The sequence below is a fragment of the Chloroflexota bacterium genome (assembly GCA_016219275.1).
Classification (GTDB): Bacteria; Chloroflexota; Anaerolineae; order UBA4142; family UBA4142; genus JACRBM01.
Genome location: JACRBM010000072.1, coordinates 1 through 22,207 on the forward strand (window position 1 = coordinate 1; position 22,207 = coordinate 22,207).

14 protein-coding genes are annotated in these 22,207 nt (G+C 58.8%); 11 read left to right on the forward strand and 3 right to left on the reverse strand.

Annotated features, from left to right (window positions below; genetic code table 11):
• The 11 genes from HY868_20330 to HY868_20380 form a co-directional block, all read left to right on the forward strand.
• Positions 1 to 654 (forward strand): hypothetical protein (locus HY868_20330; protein MBI5304492.1); only part of this gene is annotated, 654 nt, incomplete at its 5' end.
• 509 nt (positions 655 to 1,163) lie between these two features.
• Positions 1,164 to 1,454 (forward strand): hypothetical protein, encoded by a 291-nt coding sequence (locus HY868_20335; protein MBI5304493.1) that lies wholly within the window; start codon positions 1,164 to 1,166, stop codon positions 1,452 to 1,454.
• A 27-nt stretch (positions 1,455 to 1,481) separates the two neighbouring features.
• The gene (locus HY868_20340) at positions 1,482 to 2,483 is read left to right on the forward strand and encodes a response regulator transcription factor (protein MBI5304494.1); all 1,002 of its coding nucleotides are present in this window, start codon (positions 1,482 to 1,484) and stop codon (positions 2,481 to 2,483) included.
• Between the two features lie 880 nt (positions 2,484 to 3,363).
• Positions 3,364 to 9,432: an IPT/TIG domain-containing protein gene (locus HY868_20345; GenBank protein MBI5304495.1), complete on the forward strand. Its 6,069-nt coding sequence runs from the start codon at positions 3,364 to 3,366 to the stop codon at positions 9,430 to 9,432.
• A 60-nt stretch (positions 9,433 to 9,492) separates the two neighbouring features.
• Positions 9,493 to 10,830, forward strand: a complete 1,338-nt coding sequence (locus HY868_20350; GenBank protein ID MBI5304496.1) for a multicopper oxidase domain-containing protein — start codon at positions 9,493 to 9,495, stop codon at positions 10,828 to 10,830.
• A gap of 28 nt (positions 10,831 to 10,858) precedes the next feature.
• Positions 10,859 to 12,151, forward strand: a complete 1,293-nt coding sequence (locus tag HY868_20355; GenBank protein ID MBI5304497.1) for a multicopper oxidase domain-containing protein — start codon at positions 10,859 to 10,861, stop codon at positions 12,149 to 12,151.
• Between the two features lie 10 nt (positions 12,152 to 12,161).
• Positions 12,162 to 13,994 carry a multicopper oxidase domain-containing protein gene (locus HY868_20360; GenBank protein ID MBI5304498.1) on the forward strand — a complete coding sequence of 611 codons (1,833 nt, stop codon included), beginning with the start codon at positions 12,162 to 12,164 and terminating at the stop codon, positions 13,992 to 13,994.
• A gap of 67 nt (positions 13,995 to 14,061) precedes the next feature.
• A complete protein-coding gene (locus tag HY868_20365; protein MBI5304499.1) occupies positions 14,062 to 14,565 on the forward strand; it encodes a hypothetical protein in 504 nt (167 codons plus the stop codon).
• A gap of 105 nt (positions 14,566 to 14,670) precedes the next feature.
• Entirely contained in the window at positions 14,671 to 16,557 is a 1,887-nt protein-coding gene (locus HY868_20370) for a copper resistance protein CopC/CopD (GenBank protein MBI5304500.1), read from the forward strand.
• 21 nt (positions 16,558 to 16,578) lie between these two features.
• A complete protein-coding gene (locus tag HY868_20375) occupies positions 16,579 to 18,759 on the forward strand; it encodes a S8 family serine peptidase (GenBank protein ID MBI5304501.1) in 2,181 nt (726 codons plus the stop codon).
• 119 nt (positions 18,760 to 18,878) lie between these two features.
• Positions 18,879 to 19,562 carry a hypothetical protein gene (locus HY868_20380; protein MBI5304502.1) on the forward strand — a complete coding sequence of 228 codons (684 nt, stop codon included), beginning with the start codon at positions 18,879 to 18,881 and terminating at the stop codon, positions 19,560 to 19,562.
• Between the two features lie 158 nt (positions 19,563 to 19,720).
• Here HY868_20380 and HY868_20385 read toward each other — a convergent pair whose 3' ends face one another.
• From HY868_20385 to HY868_20395, 3 genes are all read right to left on the reverse strand, one after another.
• The gene (locus tag HY868_20385) at positions 19,721 to 20,005 is read right to left on the reverse strand and encodes a DUF503 domain-containing protein (protein ID MBI5304503.1); all 285 of its coding nucleotides are present in this window, start codon (positions 20,003 to 20,005) and stop codon (positions 19,721 to 19,723) included.
• A 76-nt stretch (positions 20,006 to 20,081) separates the two neighbouring features.
• Positions 20,082 to 20,897, reverse strand: coding sequence for a class II aldolase/adducin family protein (locus HY868_20390; protein MBI5304504.1), 816 nt, complete (start codon positions 20,895 to 20,897; stop codon positions 20,082 to 20,084).
• Complete coding sequence (locus HY868_20395) at positions 20,887 to 22,206, reverse strand: glycoside hydrolase family 1 protein (GenBank protein ID MBI5304505.1); 1,320 nt, start codon at positions 22,204 to 22,206, stop codon at positions 20,887 to 20,889. Before HY868_20395 ends, HY868_20390 begins: the two co-directional genes overlap by 11 nt.
• Between the last annotated feature and the right edge of the window lies 1 nt (position 22,207).

Below are 22,207 nucleotides of genomic sequence, written 5' to 3' on the forward strand. Positions count from 1 at the left end.
CACGCCAGTCTCACCGACTGCGCGAGTTGTCACACGAACAAGAAACCGGCGAACCACTTTGCGGGTCAATGCTCGCAGTGTCACACGACGACATCGTGGAAACCGGCGACGTTCAATCATACCGGCTTGACTGACTGCGCGAGTTGTCACACGAACAAAAAACCGGCGAATCACTTTGCCGGGCAATGCTCGCAGTGTCACACGACGACATCGTGGAAAGGCGCGAAGGTGAATCACGCCGGTCTCACCGACTGCGTCAGTTGCCACGCGAACAAGAAACCGGCGAATCACTTTGCCGGGCAATGCTCGCAGTGTCACACGACGAACGCGTGGAAACCAGCAAGTTTCAATCACACGGGACAAACGGATTGCGCGAGTTGTCACACGAACAAGAAACCGGCGAATCACTTTGCCGGGCAATGCTCGCAGTGTCACACGACGAACGCGTGGAAGCCGTCAACATTCAAGCACACCTTTCCGATGAATCACGGCAAGGCGGCGAGCCAGTGTTCCACGTGTCATCCCAGCAATCCGCCGGTGTACACCTGCTACGGTTGCCACAATCAATCCGAAATCACCAAGAAGCATCAGGAGAAAAAGATCGCCAATTTCAGTAATTGTGTGAGTTGCCATCCGACCGGCAAGGGTGGCTAGCGCCCAACCCCGTGCGCGGGTAAAGCATCCAGGTTTCTTGGCGAATGTATCGTGATGAAAACTCCAGTTCTAGCATTACTCTAACGGTTCTCGCGCCGCTTTTTGCAACTTTTTATCGGTTCTACTGGTATATTTGTAGCATCCTTTTTTACACCGCCTTGCGCGGGATCGCACAACCAGAACGCGATAAAATTCGAACGAGCAAAAAGTTAAGGACGGGACACCGCGATGTTTGCAAGCGGTCAGGTAGCCAAACGTTTGACGTGTGTAATTCCAAAGCCGGCTCAAAGGGCAGGACAATCTTTGTCTGCCCTTTTTGATTTGAGTTATAAATCGCACCGCGTGCCGCGCGCAGGGCTCTAGTTCCTCCCGCTCCGCACTATCGAATTGAAAACGCCGCATTCCCGAATCGGTAAGAAGAATCTGGCTCTCCCATCTTGATCTGAGAGAGCGCGTACTTGCTGCATTAACCCAGGTATTTCACAACGCGAATCATAACGGAGCGAGAGATGGAGATCTTGCAACTCATCGCGCTTGGCTTGGACGTTCTGTTGGTAGCCGCCGCGATCATGGCTTATTTAACTCGTCCACGCATTGGCGGCGAGTTGGCACGCGGACTAGGGATACTGTTAGTGGGAGTGATGATCCTGGGATTGGCTCATCTCCTCGAAAGCATCCTGTTTGTCGTTATCAATGTGGGACTCTATGTCAACGAGGTAGTCCATCGGTTATTTGTCGGGTTTGGATTCGTGTGGGTCATCGTCGGTTTCGTTACGATGAACCGCGCATTTCGCGAGTAATCAAGTAAACGAATCACGGGGTCCATCGTGCTAGAATCATCGTCTATGGAAGATGTGCAGTTCTGCGCAATTCTTACTGCGATTGTCAAGCGGTTTGTGCGATTGGTTGGCGTGCCCGCGGCGCTGAATGTGGCGCGACGCGTCCCTGGATTGATCGTGGATGAGACGGGCAACGTCCTCGCTTACGACAAGACCGATCCACTCCCCACCCTCACCATATTGATTGACCAATATGAAACCGTCTTTGGCAACATTGCGTCTACCCTGGCGCAACAAGCGACGCAAACATTGCGGAGTCCGCCCAAACCGGTCGTCAATCGGAATGGGAACACTCCCACCGTCACTCGCCCTATTACGATTCTCATTGCCGACGATCACGTTGTCTACCGCGAGGGCTTGGCAAGTTTGCTCTATTCTCAATCCGATTTCAAAATCGTCGGGCAGGTGGATACGATTGAAAACACCATTCAATCGGCGCGTGACTTGAAACCCAACGTGGTGTTGTTAGATTGTGACCTGGCTGACGGTGATGCGGCAAGCGCCACCCGCGCGATCTTGAATGAATCGCCGCAAACCTCCATCGTGTTTCTCGGTACGCACGACAATCAAGAATGGATCTTTGATGCGATCCGCGCCGGGGTGGTCGGGTTTCTGTTCAAGACAATGCGTTCGACCGAATTGGTCAACACCATTCGCGGCGTGATGCGCGGCGAAGCCGGCATCTCGCGCACGATTGCGCGCCGTTTGTTGCAAGAACTCTCGCGTACACCGGCTCCACAGGATGATGAATTTTGCGGCAACGGATCAAAGCATCCGACCAAACGAGAAATCGAAATCATTCGTGAATTGGCAAGAGGAGCCAGCAACCGCGAAATCGCGCAACGATTTGTGATCAGCGAGAACACGGTACGGAATCACGTCGGCAACGTGCTCGCCAAACTGCATCTGCGTAGCCGTCGCGATGTGGCGCAATACGTGCGTCGTTATGGCATCCCCGTATCGGCGTCTGCCCGAGATGCGGCGAAATAACTCGGCACGCTCGACGCCGTCTCGTGCCGCGCCGAGAGTTTGGTCGCGCCTATCTGCCTGACGAACGGGTATGCCCCGGACCTCCGATATGACCGCAAGGTTGTCGCGGAGGTTTTTTATTTTCTTCACCAGCGTCCAGGTTTCTGAAAGAGACCTGGACGCTTTCGCGCCCGGCGAAGATATTTGGCAGTGGAGGCGTCGCCGAGTCTCAAGCGCGTCGGACTAAAGAATAGTCCCCCAATAGTTGTTAGAACTAGTTGATTAACTATCGACAGTGTGGCTTGAAGGGCTTATACAATGGGTACATATTTTCGACAATTGTAAACTCACTTGAACCCACAACACCTTCGCCAAAATCATAAATTCATCCGCGAATAACGCGAACCCTGGCACTTGCGTTCCCACCAGGGCTAGTGTAACCCGAATGAATTTAAAAATTAGCGGAGATTCGCGTTATTCGCGGATAAAAAAACGGGCGAAAACGATTTGGCGAAGGGATTGACCCAGGAAACGATTTCCAGTTCCAGACCGACCGTCGCTCGCGGGCGCGGCGACGACAACACTGGAGGTGCGCAGTGTCAGCATTAACGCTCATCGGCGTGTACGCCATCTTTGGCGGATTGATGTTGCTGGTCATGCTCGGCGCGATTGGGCTGGTTAAGGGAAGCAAGAACTAGCGCGAATTCCGATTCGATTTACGGCTTGCATCGCATCCAAGACCTGTCAGGTTTCCGCGAAGCAAACCTGACAGGTCTGCCGTAAATGCGTTAGGAATCTGCGCTAGGCGGAAAAAGAGAGCGTGTCGCATCAACGCCCGCGTTCGAACGATTGGTAATTGTTCGTGGTGGATAAACAAGGTTCAATCCAATTGGAGGTCAACATGTCGCATCGTCAGTGGTGGTCTGTATCTGGGCTTCGCTTGCCGGCGATCCTGGTCGCCCTCTTGGTGCTGCTCGTCATCGCCGTGCCCGGTTCGCTAGCGCACGCGGCGGCAACCACCAATCCCGGCGAGTTGGACCGACAGCCGAACCCGGCAATCCCAGCCGCCGTCACCAACACACTGCGGATCAGGGTGGTCAGTGCGCGCACATCCGGCGCGATTACGCAAGGTCAGGTCGTTCCCAATTTCCAGTTCATCATCGTGCGCGACGACACCGGCAATCCCACGCAAGCGCGCACGCCCGGTTGTTCGCCCGCGACCGATCCGAATTATCCGGCAAATTGTGAATGGCCCTCGATCAAGGTCATGTCGGGCGGCTCGGCGGGTCAAGTGGTCACGCAAGGCAGTCAGACTAATCTCAACGAAACCACGGGCATCATTCTCCCTAACGGTCGCTACATGATTTCAGTCACCGCGGAGGGATTCAAGATTGATGGCGCGTGGTTTACGGTTCCCCTCGCCGACCCAGGATTGATTACGGTTTCGATGCAGCCGCACCCCTTGCCGCTCGGCACTCTGCGTATTCAGGTGTTTGAAGACAGCATGACCAACGGTCAGTACGATCCCAACTCCGGCGAACGCGGACTCGCCGGATTCGTCGCGCATCTGGACGATGTGCTCGGCGAAGTGACCACCGACTGGTTCGGCAATCCGCTCTGCACGCGCTACGACGCCGGCGGCAATCCGATTCCTGGGTCGGGCGGTCAATGCGTGAGCGATGTGAACGGTCTCATCACGATCCCGAACCTGGGTCCGAATCGGTACGCCGTCTTTGTCGTTCCACCGAACGGGCAGACCTGGATTCAAACGACGACGCTCGAAGGCGGTCATGATTGGGACGTGTGGCTGCACGAGAACTATACCGGGTACGATCCGGAAATGATCGTCGGCGGCGAGCAGGTGCCGGAAGCTGTGTTCGGCTACGTGCAACCCAGGTCTCTCCCAGCGAGCGGCGCGGCCGGTCGCATCACCGGGCGCGCTATGGGCATTCGCGAGTACGTCCAGCAAGCCGGCGGCTCGGTGCCCGAAGGACCCGTCGCGCGTCCCTGGGTCGCGCTGACCAATCTCCTCACCGGCGATACGCTCATCTATGCCGCGCAAGGCAATGCGGACGGAACCTTTGACATTCAGAATGTGCCGAATGGCGATTATCAACTCGCGGTCTGGGATGCGCCCCAACTTTATTTGTTGCAACTGCAGAATGTGACCGTCCAAAATGGTCAGACCGTAAATGTGGGCGATATGCTCTTGGCGCATTGGTTCGGCACGATTGAAGGAACTGTTTTCATTGACACGAATGAAAATGGTCGGCGCGATCCCGGCGAAGCCGGATTGCCCGGTCAGAGCATCGCCCTGAAAACGCGCGAGAACTCACTCGTGGATCAAGGGAGCAACAGCACCGTCACCGACAATCAGGGACGCTATGTGATGAACCTGACCTACGAGTACGGTTGGTGGAATGTCCTCGAAGTGTACAACGATCGTTTCTTTACGACCGGCGTGACGTGGCAAACGGACAATCAACCGACCGAGACGACCGTGCTTGGCGCGGGCGTGGATGTTGCCGTGTACAATCTTGCCGGTTTACGCACGCGCGTGGATTGGGGCGTGCGTCCATACGCGCCGGGCACGAACGGCGGCATCGTCGGCACGGTCGTCTACAACGCGACGCGCAACGAACTCGACGCGCGCTTTTCCGCGACGGAAGACTATGAAGGCGGTATTCCCAATCTGACGGTTAATTTGTACGCCCCCGTGCCATGCACGCTCGACCCTGGCGACCCAACGTGCGCGCCGAACCCCAACGGCTTGGGCGGGTATCGCACCAATCCCGACGGTTCATTCACGCGCGGACCTCTGCTCAACACGTACCTCACCGAGACTTTTACGCGACCGACCGATTGTGTCGCGCGGACAAGCACCGGCGTACCTTTGTCGCAAGCATTCTTGCCACCCTCGACCGGCGGATTCGATTGTCTCGAAGCGCCAGTGATGGGAAATCAAGTTCAGACCGGTTTTTCATCCGTCAATGGCAATTACGGTTTTACGACGATCCTGGCAGACCCGGTAACCGGCGCGCCGATTCCCGAATCGCCGATGCCGCCGGGCGAATACCTGGTCGAAGTGGTCGTGCCGAACGACGCGTTTGGCAGACCCTTGTTCAAGGTCACGAAGGAAGAAGACATTAACGTTTTCGGCGGCGATCAATTTGCGCCGCAAGTTCCGCCGCCGCCCTGCGTGGGTCCCTTGCACACGGTTCGCGTGGTGGGCGATGTGTCGCAGGCGCTCTTCGATCCGTTCAATCCTTCGACGACGAGCGGTGTGTACAATCCCAGTTTCTTGGACGCGGGCGGCAGTCCCTACGAAGGGCAACGCCGACCCTTGTGCAACATGCTCCTCGTCACCGTGCAGAATGGAAAATCCATCGCGCCGATCTTTTCGTACTTTACCGATGTGCCTTTGCCGGGACGTCTGTTCGGCACTGTGTTCAACGACCTCGCGCTTTCGGTCAACCCGCAAGATTTGTGGTACGGCGAAAAAGCCGGCATTCCCAATATTCCGGTTGGCATTTACGATTACAGCGGCAGATACATCACGACCTTGACTTCGGATCCCAATGGCACGTTCGAGATATTGCTCCCCTCCACCGCGACGTACAACTGTCCCTTGCCGGCGGGACCTTGTCCTGGGGTGTATCGTCTAGTCTCGAATGATCCTGGGCAACCTGGACGACCGAATCCGAACTATAACCCGTACTATCGAACGCTCGTGACGAATTGGCAAATCTGGCCCAATCTCACTTTGCTCGCTGATGCCGCGCTCGTATCGTCGGCGACCGTCCTCGAATTTCCAGGTACGCAGACGGTGCGCGCGGCGCAGTGCCAACTCGCCGCGACCACGCCGCAACTCTTCGCCGTATCGCCGCGACCGTACGTCACACTTCCCGCCAATGCCGCGGCGCGCACGTTCACGATCAGCGGTCAAGGTTTTGGCGCGACCCAGAATGACGGCAGAGTGATGCTCGACAATGTGGTGTTGGACATCAACTCGTGGAATGATCGCGAGATCAGCGCGCGGGTACCGGACACGATCACGCCCGGCGCGTATCAACTTCAGATTATCGCGGGCAACGGTCAGCGCACCGTGAATGGCTTGACCTTCCACGTACGCGGCAACGGCTACACGCCCACGGTGTTCGAGGTCGGACCCGGGCGAACGTACGCGACGGTGCAAGCTGCGCTCGAAGCGGCGGCAAACACTGCGCGCGCGCTCGTCGTCGTGTACCCGAACACCCCAGGACAATTCACGCCGTTGGGTGACTATTACGAAAACATCGTCATCCACTCGCCGGTAAAATTGCAAGGTGTGGGACCAGGCGGCACGCGCGCCGATGGCACGTTCGTTCCTGGCTCGATCCTCAACGGGCTGGGTTTTGGAACGCTCCGCGCGCCGGCGTGGCTCACACTCGTCGCGGGATTACAAAATAATCCGGCGACGCAATGGAGCGGCAATCAAAATGTGTACGAGTCAGAGGTCATCTATGTCCTCGCGCGCAACGGACAATTCACCCCGAACTATCGCGCGGGGATTGACGGCTTGACGATTCGCAGCGGCACTGAGTTCGGCACACCCGGACCGACGCCGGCATTTCCGGCGGGCGTGGCGACCCAGGGAGGCGGCATTCTCGTCAACGCCTACGCGCGCAATTTGCAAATCACGAACAATGTGATTTGGGGCAATGGCGGCGCGTACGGCGGCGCGATTCGCGTGGGCACGCCGTACGTCGGCAACAACAACAACGACAATCTTCGCATCGCGAACAATCGCATCCTGGACAACGGCGGCACGAATCTCGCCGGTGCAATCGCCATCTTTACCGGTTCCAACAACTATGAAATCGCGAACAATGACATCTGCGGAAACTTTTCCGCCGAGTACGGCGCGGGCATCAGCCACTTTGGTCTCAGCCCGAACGGTTCGATCCATCACAATCGCATCTACCTGAACGAATCGTACGACGAAGGCGCGGGCATTATGATCGCCAGCGAATTGCCGGCGAATCCCGCCGCGTTGCCGCCGGGCGCGGGCGCGGTGGACATCTACGACAACATTATCGAAGCGAATCTCGCGAATGACGACGGCGGCGGCATTCGTTTCCTGATGGCGGGCAACTTTCCGTACAACATTTACAACAACCTGATCGTGAACAATGTTTCCACCGACGAAGGCGGCGGCATCGCGATTGACGACGCGCCTAACGTACGGATTTACAACAACACGATTATGAAGAACATTACCACGGCGACGGCGGCGACGAGCAACGGACTCCCCAAGCCGACCGGTCTCTCGACTTCGCAAAACAGCGCGGCGTTGCAAGCATCGTTGCCGACTGGCTCGCCGATTTTCAGCAACCCGGTTCTGTTCAACAATATCTTCTGGGACAATCGCGCGGGACGTTGGAATGGGACGATGCTCGTCGGCATCGGCGCTGCCGGCGATGCAACGCCGATCAACTACTGGGACCTGGGTGTGGCTGATGGTTCCGGTTTGCTCGCGCCGACAAACTCGCTTCTGCAAGAAGCGTCCACCGCGTTGCATCCGTACACGATGAATGCGTCCAACGTCGTGGGATCGAATCCTCAAGTCGTATCGCCTTACGATCTGACGGTGACGGCGCTGCCTTGGCGCGGCGAACCAAACTTTATTGATAACATTATCGTCGCGCTCGAAACGCCGCCGAACCAGATGGGCAACTATCACATCGCCAACACATCCCCGGCGCAGAATGCCGGCGCGCAACAACGCTCTGGAATTTTTGCGCCGATGACGGACTTGGATGGCGACTATCGTCCCTCGTTCGGCGGATTTGAAATCGGCGCGGATGAACGCCCCGGCGCATTCCCAGTCTTGGATACGTTCAATCGCGCGGATGGGAATGTGAACAGCGGCGGCATCACCGAGTGGCGCGGCAATACGAACCTGACCGCGTTCCGTGTGTTCAACAATCGCCTCCAGGTTCGCAGCGCCGGGTACTTGTACTGGAATCCAACATTCGGCGCGAATCAAGAAGCGTTCTTTACCTTCCGCCGGACATCGCCGACCGCGACGCGCCAGGGAGTGTTGCTCAAAGTGGACAACCTTGCCGCGAACGGTTCTGGTCCAGGTCCGAACACACGATTCATCGAAGTGAGTTATCGCGCCAATACCAACTCGGTGACGATAGATACACTAGCGCCCGCACCACAGGGGCGTGTCCAGCGTGCGGCGATCAACCGCGTGAACCTGGACGACGGCGATCAATTGGGCGCGCGAGCGTACTCGGATGGAACGGTGAACGTGTACAAGAATGGGATCTTGCTCGGCAGTACGAACATCGCGACCGGCGCGAATGCCTGGGCGCTCGCTTACGTCGCGGGCGGCGGACAGATCGGTCTCTGGTTCCAGGGTCCGCTCGCGCCGCCGAACGACGCGCGCCTGGATCGGTTTGGCGGTGGCACGTTGCCCGCGATCGGTCCGGCTGCGGTGGTTCTCGTGAACGTACCCACCGCGACAGTGACCGCGACAAGGACGGTGACACCGACCGCGACGATCACGCGGACAGCAACGGTTTCGGCGACGGCAACGCTCACGCGCACCGCGACGATCACGCCAACCGCCACCGCGACGCGCACCATCACGCCGACCGCGACGCGCACGATCACAGCCACACTCGCACCCACCGCGACGCGCACACCAACCATCGCGCCAACGCGCACCGTCACGCCGACCGTCGCGCCAACGCGCACCATCACACCCACCCTCGCGCCGGCGGTTCTGCCCAATCCCACACGGACGATCACACCAACGCGCACGAGTATGCAATTCCCATCGCCGACAAATCGCGACGCGGCGCAGCCGGAATACGCAATCGCCAATCCGGTCGCGCGATGGGAGATGCTGGGATTGCTCTCGAACATTTCGGGTTTGGAAACGGTACGTCGGCGCGAGATCGCGCGGAGTTTGAGCTAGTCGAAATCAGGTAGGGCAAATTTCCAATTTGCCCTACCGCGTAACCCAAAGGAGTAGCCGATGAACAACCAATCGCCTTCGTTCGCGATCACCCGTCGCGCTTTTCTGAAACTGGGCGCGAGCATGGCGCTCGCCGCCGCCGGCGCGCACTGGTTGCCCTCGCAAATCGAACCGACCGCGCTTGCCCAATCTGGTAATCCGCAAGTGGATATTCAAATGGCGGCGACGGATGGATTCATTTACTTGCCGGGCAGTGTGCCCACGTTTCATCCCGATCCGCTCGCGCCCGCGCCGTTCACCAACTGGGGCTTTGGATTCCGAAATGTGACCGGCTTGACCGCGCAACAAATTCAAGACCAACGAAACAGATTTCAGAATCCCGCGCCTCTGTTGTATGTTGACGAACTGGACGACGTGCGAATCACGTTGACGAACCTGGGATTGCAAGTCCGCCCCGATCTGACCGACGGACACACGATTCACTTTCACGGCTTTCGCAACGCGATTCCCTTGTTCGACGGCGTGCCGGAATTGTCCATCGCGATACCCACCGGACGCGCGTTCACCTATTTCTATCGCCCGCGCGACCCAGGCACGTACATGTATCACTGTCACTTTGAAGATGTCGAACACGTTTCGATGGGCATGACCGGCATCATCTTTGTGCGTCCAGCCCAAAATCGCACCGGGGCGGGCGGCGGACCCGTGGCGCGCTTGGGCGGCAACGCCAGTTCGCCGGTGCTCGGTTACACGTACAACGATGGCGTCGCGCCGTCGAATGCAAATTCAACCGCCTACGACCGCGAGTATCCGATGTTTTTAAGCGAAGTCTGGGCGGAAGAACGTTATCGCGGCGCGCACATCCAAGAGCACGATTGGAGCGAGTACAACCCGGACATTTGGTTGCTGAATGGACGCGCGTATCCGGACACGCTCGCGCCGAACGGCGGCGGCACGGATTCGGGCACCGGCGATTTGATCGCGCCGCCCGGGCGACCCGACTTGCAGTATCAACCGTACTCGTCGCTGGTTGAAGCGAACTCGGGTGACCGCGTGTTACTGCGATTTGTGAACCTGGGTTATCAACAACACGCGATGCGATTGGACGGCATCCCGTTGCGGATCGTCGGTAAAGATGCGACGCTCTTGCGCGGACGCGATGGCACCTTCAACTCCATTAGCACGGACACGATCTATCTCGGTCCGGGCGAAAGCGTTGATGCGATCTTTATCGCGCCGACCGTTTCAACGCAGACGACGTTTCTGCTCTACAATCGCAACTATACCTATCTCCACAATCCGGGCATGTCCGGTTTGGGTGGACAAATGACCGAGATTCGCGTTTCACCGTCCGGCATCGCGCCACAGCGAACGATCAGGACGCTCCGAGTCCGCTAGGGCTTACGCCTGCAAGGAGAAACCACCGATGAGAAAAACGATTTTCAAACCGACCTTGTTCGTCATCGTGATCGTGGTCGCCGTACTGGTCGCGGTCGCGCATTCCGCCTCGCGCGCGTCGGTCGCGCTCGCGGCGCCGCCGCAATCCGGCTTGCTCTGCACGACGAGCGGTACGCCGAACGCGAACTTTACGCTCACGGCGCGCACGGGTTACATCAGTCTCCCCGATGGCAACCAGATTTTCATGTGGAGTTTTGCCAACGGGAGCGGCGCGTTCCAATATCCCGGACCGAACTTGTGCGTGCAACAGGGCGACACGATAACAATCACGCTCAACAATACCTTGGCGGAACCGGTCTCGATCATTTTCCCTGGCATGGAAAATGTTTTGGCGAACGGCGCGCCGGCGCAACCCCAGTTTAGCGGCAGCACACTCACCTCGCTCGCGCAAGTCGCGCCGCCGGGCGGGAGCGTCACGTACAGTTTTGTCGCGTCGCAACCCGGCACGTACCTGTACGAGAGCGGGACGGATATGGGCAAGCAAGTGCAGATGGGCTTGTTCGGTGCGTTGGTCGTGCGACCAAGCGCCGGCGCGCAGTACGCGTACGACACCAGTACGCGCTTCAACACGTCTGCTGAATTCGTCATGCTGTTTTCCGAACTCGATCCGTTCCTGCATCAAGCGATTGAACGCAATCAAGCGTACGATGTCACCACGTACCATCCGCGTTACTGGATGATCAACGGGCGCGCATTCCCCGACACGATTGCGCCGAACAACGCGGTGTGGTTGCCCTCGCAACCTTACGGCGCGCTGGTGCACATTCGACCGCGCGATGCGTCGAACCCAGACCCCGCCCTGGTGCGGTACTTGAATGTGGGCAGTTTGAATCATCCGTTCCACCCGCACGGCAATCACGGACGCGTGATCGCGCGCGACGCGCGCACGCTCCGCGGACCGACGAACCAAGACCTCTCGTACGAAAAATTCGCGGTGACGATTGGCGGCGGGCAAACCTGGGACGCGACGTACGATTGGGCGGACGTGGAAGGGTGGACGCCGGCGAATCCAATTCCCGTGACGATTCCCCAACTGCAGAATTTGCAATTCAAGGACAATGCGACCTGGTATAGCGGCAGTCCGTACCTGGGTTATCGCGATGACTTGCCTTCCGGCGTCGTCTCGTTCAACGAGTGCGGCGAATACTATATGGTTTGGCACAGTCATGCCTTGAACGAAGCGGCGAACTTTGACGCGGGCTTTGGCGGGATGATGACCTTACAACGCATTGACCCACCATTGCCGAACACGTGCCCATAAGGAGACGATCATGGAAACAATCACCCAGCATACGCGCACCGTTCGGTTTGCCTCGCGTCTAGTTGCGATGGTTGCGCTCGTCGTCGTCGGCGTAATCAATAGCGCGTCATTCATCTTCGCCGCGCCGCCCGGGATTGGCGCGGCGTCGCTCCTGCCCGCGACGACCTGCCCAGTCGTATCGGGAGTGCGAACGTGCAATGTCTGGGCGCGAACCGGCACGCTCACGCTGCCCAACGCGGCAACCGTTCCGATCTGGGGCTATGCCGCGACAGCCAGTGGAGCCGCGACGCTCCCAGGTCCCATGCTCATCGTCAACGCAGGCGAAGCCGTCAACATCATTCTCAACAACGTGAACATCCCCGGCTCAACCTCGCTCGGATTTCCTGGACAGTCGCGCGCGCCCGACACAACCGGCGTCACCGCCGGCAACAGCCGAACCTACAGTTTCACCGCGACCGACTTGCGACCGGGCACGTATCTGTACGAAGCTGGCTTGACGGCAAACGGACAAATCCAGGTCGCGATGGGATTGTTCGGCGCGCTGATCGTGCGCCCTGCCGGCTGCGCGACGTGCGCGTACAACGCGACGACGACATTCAACGACGAAGCAGTGCTCGTGCTTAGTGAAATTGATCCGGCGTTCAACGCCGCGCCGACGACGTTCAACATGCGGAACTATGCGCCCAAGTATTGGATGCTGAACGGCAGAGCATTCCCGGACACGGAGGCGATCAACGCGAACGCCGGCAATCGCGTATTGCTGCGCTACGTCAATGCCGGGGTGACCCAGCATTCGCTCGGCTTGCTCGGTTTGCGTCAGACCATCCTGGCAAATGACGGCAAACTACTCGGCTATCCCTACCAGGTCGTCGCGGAAACGATTCCCGCCGGCGCAACACTCGACGCGTTCGCCACACTGCCGGCGTCCGCGCCCGCCGGCACGCGCTATGCCGTTTACGAAGCCGGGAATCATCTCGACAACAACGGCGCGCGCACGGGCAACATCATCAACTTTGGCGGAATGCTGGCTTTTCTAACTATCCCAGCGGCTGGTCCGACGCCGACCAACACACCGACCAACACACCGACCAACACGCCGACAAATACACCCACGAACACGCCAACCAACACGCCGACCAACACGCCGACGAGTACAGCAACGAGTACACCAACGAATACACCGGTTGGTCCATCGAGCACGCCGACGAATACGCCAACGGCAACACCAACATCGGTGCCTAATCAGATTTTTGCGAATGGTTTCGAATCAGGCAACTTTGCGGCGTGGTCTTTAGCAGTGAACTCGCCAAGCCGCATCACGGTAACGACAACCGCGAGCATCAGCAGCACGTTCGGCATGCGCGCGCTCATCAGCGGCGGCACATCGGGTTACGTGCAGGACAACTCGCCGACGAACGAGACCCAGTATCACGCGCGCTTTTACTTTAACCCGAACGGCGCAACGTTGGGCGGCGGCGGACAAGACATTTTCGTTGGACTCAACTCTACGAACCAAAATGTGTTCCGTGTTCAAGTGCGACTCAACACTGGACAGTATCAGATTCGCGCGGTGGTCGCGCGCGTCGGCGGCAACACCAACACGAGTTGGTACACCATCACCAACGCGTATCACCCGATCGAGATCGCGTGGCAAGCTGGGACGAGCGCATCGTTCACGCTCTACACCGACGGCGTGCTCAGGCAGACGTTGACCGGCTTGAACACCAACGCGTTGAGAGTGGATACCGTGCGCCTAGGTCCCCAAAGCGCGCTCGGCGGCGTGACCGGCGCAGAGTACTTTGACAATTTCACGTCCACGCGGACGACGGTAATCGGTCCATAGCACAACCGACAATGCTGGATCGTAGGGCAAGTTTCCAACTTGCCCTACCTTATCAAAGGAGGTCGGCTTGGAAAAACCGTTTGTGTTCACGCATCAACAGATTCGCCAATTCGCTCCCATCGTCGGGTTGATGCTGCTGCTGTGGGCTGGACTGGTCGCGGGAATGCTTTTTCTTCTCCCCGCACCCGCGCCCGCGCCCGAACCGGTCGTGATGCCGGTGAGTCCCGAAATCGAAGAACGGTGGGGCGTTCGCATCAGTCAAATCGGCGTGACGGCAGATGGCGGATTAGTTGATTTTCGTTTTATCGTGATTGATCCCGACAAGGCATTGGCGATGTTGCAAAATGTGGAGAACCTACCGGTGCTCGTCGCCGAGGATACCGGCGCGATAGTCAACTCGATGGCGATGATGGCGGGGCGCCATAGTTTGCAGCCCGGGCGAACATACTTTTTGCTCTATCGCAACACGCTCGGCGCGATCAAACCCGGCAGTCGCGTCAAAGTGATGTTCAACAATTCAGTGACGAACTCGGGACAGGCTCTTCAAATCGAACATGTCCAGGCGCAATAACCGATGTTTACCCGTGTGTGTCATTGCGAGCAGATTCGCTTCGTTCAACGCAAACTCCGTTTCCTCGCAAAGGCAATTCAACGTTCTCGGCGAATTTGGATCGGCGTGGCTCTGGTCTTGATTGCATTGTCCACGAATGCCGCGCCAGCCAACGCGCACGCGATTGTCGTCCGCACCGATCCGCCGGACGGCGCGTCGTTGGCGGACGCGCCATCCCAGGTTCGCTTGTGGTTTAGCGAACCGATTCTCTTGAATTTTACCCGCATCGATTTGGTGGACAGTCAGGGTCAGAACATCCCCGTGCAGATCGCGCGCGCCGAAGACGATGCCGAATTCGTGCTGGCAGTTCACGTGCCGCCGCTTGCGCCGAATGCGTACCGCTTGAGTTGGCGCACCGTCGCCAACGATGACGTGCATCCCAGTTCCGGTTCCATCGTCTTTGGCGTCCGCCAAACCGCCACGCCGGATGCGCCGACTATCCTCGCACCGTCCTTGCCTGAAGTGTGGTTGCGCTGGTTGAATGTCAGCGCGCTCGCCGGTTTGATCGGCGCGCTCGCGATTTTATTTTTCGCAATGCGCGGTCACGCCGAATCGAATGCGGCGCTCGCCGCGTCCGTGCGGCGGCGAACCTGGGTCTGGGCGTTCGGCGCGTGCGCGCTGTCTTTCACCGCCGGCGTGGGCTTGATCTTTCTTCAGGCGAACAGCGCAGGGAACGATGGGTGGCAGATTCTTGTCCAGGCAAGTTACGGCGCGCGCGCGATATTGCGCCAAAGTTTGGTCGCGATCCTGGGCGCGCTGATTTTCGCCGGCGTCATTGCGACGCGTCGCGCGAAATCCTTTTTGGAATCGCGCGCAACACGCGTTGCGATCCTGGGTCTGGTTCTCGCGCTAGTCACGCTCGAAGCGTCGAACAGTCATACGGCGAACGGCGGGTCGCCGATGGCGATCATTGCCGGCGCGCTTCATTTACTTGCGGCGGGAGTGTGGGGCGGAGGATTGGTCGCGATGTCGCTCGTCCTAGTCCCGCTGTTGCGGCGCGGTCTCACCGAACAGGCGCTCGCGCGCGCGGTGTTGCGACGCTTTGGTGCGCTGGCGGCGCTTGGCTTGGGCGTGTTGCTCGCGACCGGGCTTTATAACAGCGGCGTCCAAGTCGCGTCGCTCGACGCGTTGCTCGTTACGCTGTACGGTCAAACCTTGTTGATAAAAGTTGGACTCGCGCTGTCCCTCGCGCTGATCGGTTTGCTCAACGCCACGCTCTTGCATTCGCGGGTTGCCGATTTTTTGCGCGCGCGGTTGCGTCGTTCGTCCGGCTGGTTGCCGCTCGAATCGCGCCATTTGTGGAAGACGGTCGCGGTCGAGACGCTCGGCGCGCTCACCGTGTTCTGGCTCGCGTCCGCGTTGAGCGCAACGCCGCCGGCACTGGGTTCGGAATTCGATCCGCCGAGCGCGCCCGCCGCGACCGTGCCCAGCGTTGCGACGTATGCGTCCGACTTGTTCATTACATTTTCGATCAAGCCAAATCTGCCCGGCAAAAATTTCATCATGCTGGGTGTGTTCGACACGCGCCGACCGTCGCCCGCGCCGATTGAACGCGTGGTCGTCCGACTTGTCGCGCCGAATGAATCGCGCGGGGTATTGACGCGCGATGCCACTTCGCTGGGCGGCGGGAAATATCAACTCGGCGGCGATTTGATCAACGTGCCGGGCGCGTGGAATGCGTCCGTTATCGTCAGTCGTCCTGGCTTGCCCGATGCGACGGTGACGATTCCCTGGCGCGTGTCTGAAATCACCTCCGCCGAACCGCGACCAGTCTTGGTTTCCAATCGTCCGCTTGCGCCGATCACGACAATCGTCGCGCTTGTTGTCGCATTCGGTCTACTCGGTGTGTCTACGACTTGGCTCACGCGACGAGTCGTGTCGCCGGATTCAAACACGCCACAAAAAGAAAATGCTCCAGTTCCGCCGATGAATAAACGAGTAGCGCGTCAATGATCTTTGCGAAAGGAATCGCCGATGCGAAAGACCCAACTTGCTTCATTACTGATTCTACTTGCCAGTCTGTTGCTCTTGCCCGGTACGAACATAACGCCAGCAGACGCGCGACCCAGTTCGCCGATTGATCCGGCGCTCGCCGAAATCATTCGCGAGCAGCCCGCCGCGCAAACGCGCGTGATCGTGCTCTTGAAAGACCAGCTCGACGCGCGGACGATTGGCGGACGCACACGCCTCGAGCGACGACGCCTCGTCGCCCAGAATCTGCGCGCGCACGCGGATCACACGCAAGCCATCCTGCGCGTTTTACTCAACACGCGCTTGACCCAGGGTCGCGTGCGCGAATTTAGACCGCTGTGGGTTTTGAATGCCATCGCATTGACCGCAGACAGTTCGGTGATCAATGAACTCGGTCAATCGCCCTTGGTCAGTCGCATCGTGCTCGATGCTACCATCGCTGCTCCGCGCCCGGTCGTTCAGACCGCCGCCGCGGCAGAACCGAACATCGCGCGCATCAACGCGCCGGCATTGTGGAACCTGGGTTATCGCGGTCAAGGTGTGGTCGTCGCGAACATGGACACGGGTGTGGATTACACGCATCCCGATATTGCTACACAGTGGCGCGGCGGTAGCAATAGTTGGTACGATCCATACGGTCAGCATCCCACGATTCCAACCGATCTGAATGGGCATGGCACCTGGACGATGAGCGTGATGGTCGGTCGCGACAATGGCGGCACCTCCATCGGCGTTGCGCCCGATGCGCGATGGATCGCGGTCAAAATTTTCGACGACTCCGGCGGCGCAACGGTGAGTGGCATTCACCAGGGATTCCAATGGTTGCTCGATCCAGACGGCAACCCGCTCACTGCCGATGCGCCCGATGTGGTGAACAATTCGTGGTCGTTCAATCTCGTCGGTTGTTTTCTCGATTTTGAACCGGATTTGCAAGCGCTCATCGCGGCAGACATTACGCCGGTTTTTTCGGCAGGCAATTTTGGACCGAACGGTTCGACGAGCGCCAGCCCAGGCAACAATCCCAGCGCCTTCTCGGTCGGGGCAACCGATAACAACGACGCGATCGCGAATTTCAGCAGTCGCGGTCCAACGAATTGCGGACGCAGTTCGTCGGTGACGTACCCGGCAGTCGTCGCGCCCGGCGTAAGCATTCGCATGGCGGATCTATTCGGACTATACACGTCGGCGTCGGGCACATCGTTCTCTGCGCCGCACGTGTCCGGCGCGCTCGCGTTGTTGCAGAGCGCGTTTCCCAATCTCACGGTGGCGCAACAAGAGACCGCGCTGATTTCTACGGCGGATGATCTTGGCGCAATCGGCGCGGACAATTCGTTTGGAACCGGACGCATCAACGTACTATCGGCGTACAATTCCATCGCCGGCGGCAGCAACGCGACAGCGACGGCAACGGTGATCGCAACGAGCACACCAACGGCAACCGCGTTGCCGACGAACACGCCAACCTCGACACCCACGCGGACGGCGACGCCATTGCCGACCGCCACGCGCACGGCAACGCCGATTCCCACGGCAACCGCAACGCCGACCGCCGCGCCGAACGCGATCTTTGCGGATGGATTTGAAACGGGCACTCTCAACGCGTGGTCCGCCGCAACGACGGGCGGCGGACGACTCAGCGCGACGACAAACGCCGCGCTCGTGGGCGCGTTTGGTATGCAGGCAGTCATCAGCAACACGACGGCGATTTATGTGACGGACAACTCGCCCGCGAATGAAAGTGCGTATCACGCGCGATTTTATTTTTCGCCCAACGGCGTGACGATTCCGAATGGCGGCAACCACGACCTTTTCGTTGGACGCACGACGACGGGCACGGTCATTTTCCGGATTCAACTCCGCAATTCGTCGGGAAACTACCAGGTGCGCGCGCTCGCCATCAACAACACCAGTTCGAATTACGCGACCAGTTGGTATACGATCAGCAATGCCAGTCACGCGATTGAAATTGCCTGGCAAGCCGCGACGACGGCAAACGGAACGAATGGCGCGATCAGTTTGTGGATGGATGGGACTTTGAAGCAAACGCGCAGTGGGATTCCAAACGGCAATCGTCGTCTCGATCAAGTCCGCCTCGGCGCGACGAGTGGCTTGAGTTCTGGAATCTCCGGCGCGGAATACTTTGACGCGTTCGTCTCCACGCGCACAACCTACATCGGTCCGTGAAATGAAAACACCAGCTATATCTATCCGCGAATTGCGCGAATAAAAATCGAATCACGGCTGAAAATCGCAGCGGTCTGCGGTCGGTTGTCGGCGGTCGTATTTTGGGAGGAGGCAAATCCATGAAACGCGAATTTCGATTCGCCGTGGTCGTCTTGGTTTTTCTCTTCGGGTTGGGATGCCAATCGTTGAGTTTTGTCGCGCCCGCCGAGCTGGACGCGGAAGTTCTCGAAGAACCAGAGGAAGAGATGGAGACAGAGTTGGCGGAGGCGTTCCCAGAGATTACACCGCGCCCCACCTTTACTCCGCTCGTCCCGGCAATTACGCCGGTTGCCAAAGCGCCCACCATCAAAGCGTCGCCCGTAACGCCAACACGCGTCGCCGCCGTTCCAACCGCGGCAGCCGGGAAAGGAACACCAACGAAACCGATCCCGACCGTGTCCGCGACGACCGCGCCAATTATCCGTTCCGCCGGCGCGTCGTTCGTTCCGCCGCCGCCGCCGTGTCGTTACGCCAACGCCAAGATCACCTTTCCCTCCACCGATCGCACCGTGGGAGGCGCGATTGACATCCTGGGAAACGCCGACCGACCGGATTTGAAATCGTGGAAGATCGAGTACCGCTCTGCCACGAGCAGTACGTTCACTGCGTTGAACACGTCGAGCCAAAAGGTAACGAACGGCGTACTTGCCAAGTTATCTACCAAGGGTTTGCCGAATGGAACTTACTGGCTCCGGCTAAGTGTGTTAGGACGCGAGCATGTTTTTGTCGCGCCCTGCCAAACGCGATTCAAGATTGCGAACTGAACGACATTGGAGTTTGGTCACACGCCCCAAAGGATTCCTTCCATTCATTCAACGCTAACAACATATTTTGTACAAAACAAAAATCGCGCGGCGTTGTCTCCGCGCGATTTTCATTTGCGAAACTATCGCACTATACAACTATTGCACTATTGCACCACTCACCACATCTCGATACTGTAATCCCCAATCACCGCGTCGAGCCGTTGCCGTTCGATAAAGTCCACCGCTTTTTCGAGCAAGCCGTGCGCGTACTGCGCGTCCGTCGAAACGGTGACGAGCGCGATCGTCGCGGCTTGCCACGCATCATGCGAATCCACTTCGGAGACCGCGACGTTGAATTCGTTTCGCACGCGCGCAATCAACGACTTGACAACGTGGCGCTTGTCTTTCAGCGAGTGGCTCGCCGGAATTTCCAGTTCGAGCGTGCAAACACCGATGACCATTTTGGATTTTGGATTTTCGATTTCAGATTGCGAATGGCGAATAGCGGATGGCGATTGGCAAATGGTGAATTACGAATTATGAATTACGAATTGCATTTCGAACTTCAGATTCGATCAACTTTTCGAGGCGCGACACATCAGCGCCGACGAACTGGACGCGCGAAGGATGACGCTCGCTGACTGGACACGCATTACACTCGGCGCACACATCGCGTCCGCGTTGCGCGAAAACCTGCTGCCGCATCGCCGCCAGCGTTTGAATCGCGCGGTCGGGCAGCGGCTCGACCGGTTTGCCAAGCGCCTGTTGCGCAGCGAGCGTCACCTGCGCCGAATGCTCGACGCGCTCCAAGCGCATGTACGCGTCCCACAGCGTTGCGCCGACCGTCACCGAGCCGTGCCGATCTAGGATCATCGCGTCGAAAGTTTTCACCAGGTCGCGCACGGCGAGCGGACCTTCGGGACTCGCGGGTGTCGCGTACGGCGTGGTGGGAATCGTGCCCAGGTCGTACAGCACTTCGGGCAAGACGCATTTGGCGAGCGAAACGCCGGCGAGCGTACACGCAATCGTCATCGGTGGGTGTGCGTGAATGACCGCGTGCACATCCGCGCGCTGGCGATAGCATTCGAGATGCAAACGAATTTCCGACGACGGTTTGAGATCGCGTCCCTTGCCATAGAGCGGCGCGAGTTTTTCACCGCGCAGATCGGTGACGAGCAATTGCTCCGCGTCGAGAAATCCTTTGCTGAATCCGCTCGGCGTAATTAGAATACACGCGTCGTCGAGCCGCACGGAAATGTTGCCATCGCCCGCGGCAACGAAATTTTTTTGGTGCAGTAACTTGCCGATCTCGACGATGCGTTGGCGCAATTCTTGTTCGGATCTAGTGTCCATACTTTTCCATCAACTCATCCGCGAGCGCGTTCTCGCGCGCGATCCGCGCATAGAGATGCGCGCTTGGACGCGGCGCGCGCGTTTGCGTTGCGAAATCGTTCGCGATCAAGCCGAATCGCAAAAAGTCCAAACCTTCGATCCACTCGAAATTGTCAATTAGCGCCCAGTGGAAATAGCCGCGCACGTCCGCGCCATCCTGAATCGCGCGATGCAACGCGGCAAGATACGTCACCAACACGCGCGGGCGAATTTCGTCGCGCGCATCCGGAATGCCATGCTCGGTGATGTAAATCGGCTTGCCCGCGCGCGCCGCGTCCATCACGACATCGTAAAACGCGTCGGGGTCAATGTCGCCCCAGCCAAACCATTCGCGCAGCTCGGCGTCGTTTGCCACGCCCCACGGCTGGGGCGGCGTCTGCCGACCGAACAACTCGCCGATGTTCCGCCAATCCACCGCGACGCGCGCGGAAAAATAAAAATTCAGTCCAATGAAATCCTGGGTGTTGATCGCTTCCGGCGCCGCCGCGCCGAACGGGAGCGGCATTCGCCCATTGTGCAGCGCGTCGAGGAACAAGCGATTGAACACGTGATTCTGCAGCCGGACGAGCGTGCGATTGAGCGACGAACGCGGATTCGCCGGGCGCAGGGCGCGGACGTGATGCGCGACGCCGACCCGCACGTGCGGCTGAACGCGATGCAGCGCGCGATACGCCGCCGCGTGTCCGCGCACCAAGTTCGTCAGCACGCGCAAGGCAAGCATCACATCTTTTTTGCCGGGGGACCATCGCCCGCTGACGTACGCGCTGAAGGCGTACACGTTCGGCTCGTTGATCGTGACCCAGGAATCGCACAGGTCGCCAAATTCCTGAACGGCTTTGTCCGCATAGCGCGCGAACCGCGCAATCGTCGCTTCGGTTTCCCACCCGCCTTTTTCGGTGAGCCAGCGCGGGTTCGTAAAGTGGTGCAGCGTGACGAGCGGCGTCATTCCGTGATCGCGCAGCGCGCTTAACATGCGACGATAGAACGCGATAGCGTCCGCACTCCATTCGCCTTCGCGCGGTTCGAGGCGACTCCATTCCAGCGAAAGACGATGCGCGTTCTGATGCAACTGCGCGGCGAGTTCGAAATCGTCGCGATAACGTTCGCCGCGCCACCAATCGCACGCGACCGCGGACGTGTCGCCGTGCTTGATCCGACCCGGCACTTGCTCCCAGTCCCACCAATCGTTGTTCGTGTTGCCGCCTTCGACCTGATGCGCCGCCGTTCCCGCGCCCCAGAGAAAGCCATTGGGAAAAATCCGTTTGCTCATA